Source organism: uncultured Thermus sp. (assembly GCF_938010445.1).
Lineage (GTDB): Bacteria > Deinococcota > Deinococci > Deinococcales > Thermaceae > Thermus > Thermus altitudinis.
Window position 1 is genome coordinate 1 of the sequence record NZ_CALLUR010000108.1, and the last position, 2,656, is coordinate 2,656.

Below are 2,656 nucleotides of genomic sequence, written 5' to 3' on the forward strand. Positions count from 1 at the left end.
CATCGAGCGCTATGGCCTCCGGCGGAAGCTGGGCGAGAAGGAGGCGGAGCTCTTGGAGCGCTTCCTAGAGGGCGGCTTGGAGGAAGAGGAGCTTGAGGAGCTTGAAGCGGCCCTGAAGGAGGCCATGACGAGGACCCAAGCGGTCTAGGCGGCTTCGGCACCCTGCACCTCGCCTTGGGGGGACGCCCTTATCCCTCCAAGGTTTCTTCTATTGCTAAACGCGGCAGAGATAGGTAGCATGAGGTTGGAGGTACAAGATGGTCAAGGTCAGCGTGCGGAGCCTCTACTTCGCGGCTCAGGCTCAGGCGGCTTCGGTGGAGGAGGCCCTCGAGGCCCTTCGGCGGCTCTGGAAGGAGGACGGGAGCGTGAGGGACCTGATGACCAAGGCGGCGAAGGAGGGCTACGTCCTGGCGGACGCCCAGGACATGCCCGCCCCCTTCGTGGCCGCGGTCAAGGTGGCCCTGGCCCGCCTCCGGGAGCGGCTGAAGGAGGAAGCGCCCTCCACCTTGCTCGTGCGGCACGGCAAGGGCAAGGCCAAGGAGGAGCGGAAGCCCATGACCTGGGAGTCCCCCGAGGGGGTGAGGTACGCCGTGGAGGTGTACGACTTTACCCCGAGGGAGGAGAAGCATTGGGGCTTCCGGGACAAGCGGGTGGAGGACGCCGCCAAGTGGGTGGAGAAGTTCCTCTCCGGGGTGGAGTACGAGGAGGGCGCGAGCCCCCTCGAGGAGGCCCTGGAGCACGAGGACAACCCCCACTTCCGGCGCGAGGACCTCATCCCCGAGGACCTGGAGGCCAGGCTCAGGCTCCTGGGTTGGGACGGCACCTTGAGGAGCTTCCAGGCCCTGGTGGACACCCTCCCCGCCAGGGAGAAGGCTTTCGTGGAGAGGGTGCGGTCCATCTCCGCCCTGGTGGACCGCGAGAAGGGCCAGGTGGTGGCCGTGAAGAGCCCTATCGGGTGGGAGGTACGGCAGGGCCTCTCCAGGGAGGCGATGAAGGCCGTCATGGCCGTCGGCCTCCTGCAGGAGCTCGTGAAGGAGCCCTCCTGGAAGGTCCACGAGGTGCGCCGCCACGTGGAGGCGGTGGCCGAGGCGGACGCCCACCTGAAGGGCCTGTTGGCGGAGCTTGAGGCCATCGCCACCCTCCGCAAGGCCAAGTACCACCTGGACCAGGTAGGGCGGGGCAGGGCGATCGCCGTCTACCGCGACCCTGCCACCGGGGAGCCCGTCTACCGGACCCCGGTCATCGGGTAGACACCCTTCTTTGCCCCGGGGGGACCACCTTGTCCTTCCGGGGTTTTCGGTTTGCCCCGAACGCTCTCTTTTGGCAACGAAGGTTGCCCGACAACCCCCTCTTCCCCGACTTTCCCTCTCCCTTGTTGTGCCCGCCCCCCGGGGGGTGGCAAAACTCTGTAGCGCTCGTCCCCCCGGGGGTGGCAAAACCCGGTAGTGCTACCCCCGGGGAGGGTGGCAAAACCTTGTTGTGCTCGCCCCCGGGGGGTGGCAAAACCCGGTAGTGCTACCCCTTGGGGGGGTAGCAAAACTTCGTGGTGAGCAGACCCAGGGGGGTGGCAAAACTCCGTGGTGGGCACCCAAGGGGGGTGGCAAAACTCTGTAGCGCTCATCCCCCAGGGGGTGGCAAAACCTCGTGGTGGATAGACCCTGGCCCGAGCGCCCCTCGAGGTAGCCTCCCTGACCCGGGAGAGGCTTGACACACCTGTGCCACCAGTTGTGCCACCGGTTGTGTCATCCCCGGGCATCGGCCTCGGAGGGCTTAAGCCCGGGGTGGTCCTCAAGGTAGCTTCGCTGACCGAGGCCATGGAGGAGGCCCTGGGCCCGGAGGGTGCCCGGGTGGTCCTCTACCGCCTCTGAGCGGGGGGGCCTTCCGGCCCCTCGGGGAAGGCCGCTATGGAAGCGCTAAAGCGGTTTGCCCGAGTGAGCGGGAGCTTCGCCGTGGTCTTTGAGGAGGGGAGGCCCGTGAAGGTGGCTGGAAGGCCCCGGCCCCAGGACCACGCCCTCCTCATGGAGCTCGCGGAAGAGGTGGTGCGGGCCTTCGCTCCGGGGAAGAGCGGCCTCGTCCTGGTGAGCCCGGAGCGGGTGCGGGTGGCGTATAGGGAAGAGGGCCTGGGGGCCTGACGGCCCCACGGCCAAGGGCAGGAGGTGCAAGATGATCGCGCTCCTGCCCAACACGGACGGCGTTCCCAAGACCAGGCTCTCGGACCGAGCCCTGGAGGGCCTCATCCGGCGGCACGGGGCCTACGTCCACCCCCGGCTGGTGGAGGAGGGGTGGGTGGACCTGGAGGACCTCGAGGCCCTGGGCCACGTGGAGGTCCTGGAGGTCCAGCCCCTTCCGGGGGAGAAGGTCTTCGTGCCGAGCCGGGCCGGGTGGGTGGTCCTGGAGGTGGCTTAGGGCCAGGGGGGGCCGGGTGGCCCCCCTTCGCACCCGGGTGGAGGTGGGAGATGCGGCGAATCCGAGTCAGAAAGCACCTAGAGGAGATGGCCCAGGCGGCCCGGGCCCTCGCCCTCTACGCCGAAGACCTCCACGCCTTCCTCTCCGAGCACCCCCTGGAGGCGGAGCGGGTGGCCCGGGAGGTGAAGGAGGCGGTGGAAGGGCTCAGAGGGCTGGCCTCCCGGCTCTACGCCCTCGAGGCCAGGCTCAA

Annotated in this window: 5 protein-coding genes; all 5 read left to right on the top strand. The window is 68.5% G+C overall.

The genetic code is table 11. From position 1 onward, the window contains the following. Positions 1-257 precede the first annotated feature (257 nt). A complete protein-coding gene (locus Q0693_RS06220; RefSeq protein ID WP_135343489.1) occupies positions 258-1,250 on the top strand; it encodes a hypothetical protein in 993 nt (330 codons plus the stop codon). Between the two features lie 477 nt (positions 1,251-1,727). Next, positions 1,728-1,868 (top strand): hypothetical protein, encoded by a 141-nt coding sequence (locus Q0693_RS06225; RefSeq protein ID WP_167816982.1) that lies wholly within the window; start codon positions 1,728-1,730, stop codon positions 1,866-1,868. Between the two features lie 36 nt (positions 1,869-1,904). Further along, entirely contained in the window at positions 1,905-2,132 is a 228-nt protein-coding gene (locus Q0693_RS06230) for a hypothetical protein (protein WP_029765744.1), read from the top strand. Positions 2,133-2,163: 31 nt separating this feature from the next. After that, a complete protein-coding gene (locus Q0693_RS06235; protein WP_039457507.1) occupies positions 2,164-2,406 on the top strand; it encodes a hypothetical protein in 243 nt (80 codons plus the stop codon). Positions 2,407-2,456: 50 nt separating this feature from the next. After that, the coding region (locus tag Q0693_RS06240; protein WP_298630039.1) for a hypothetical protein at positions 2,457-2,656 on the top strand (200 nt) is incomplete at its 3' end.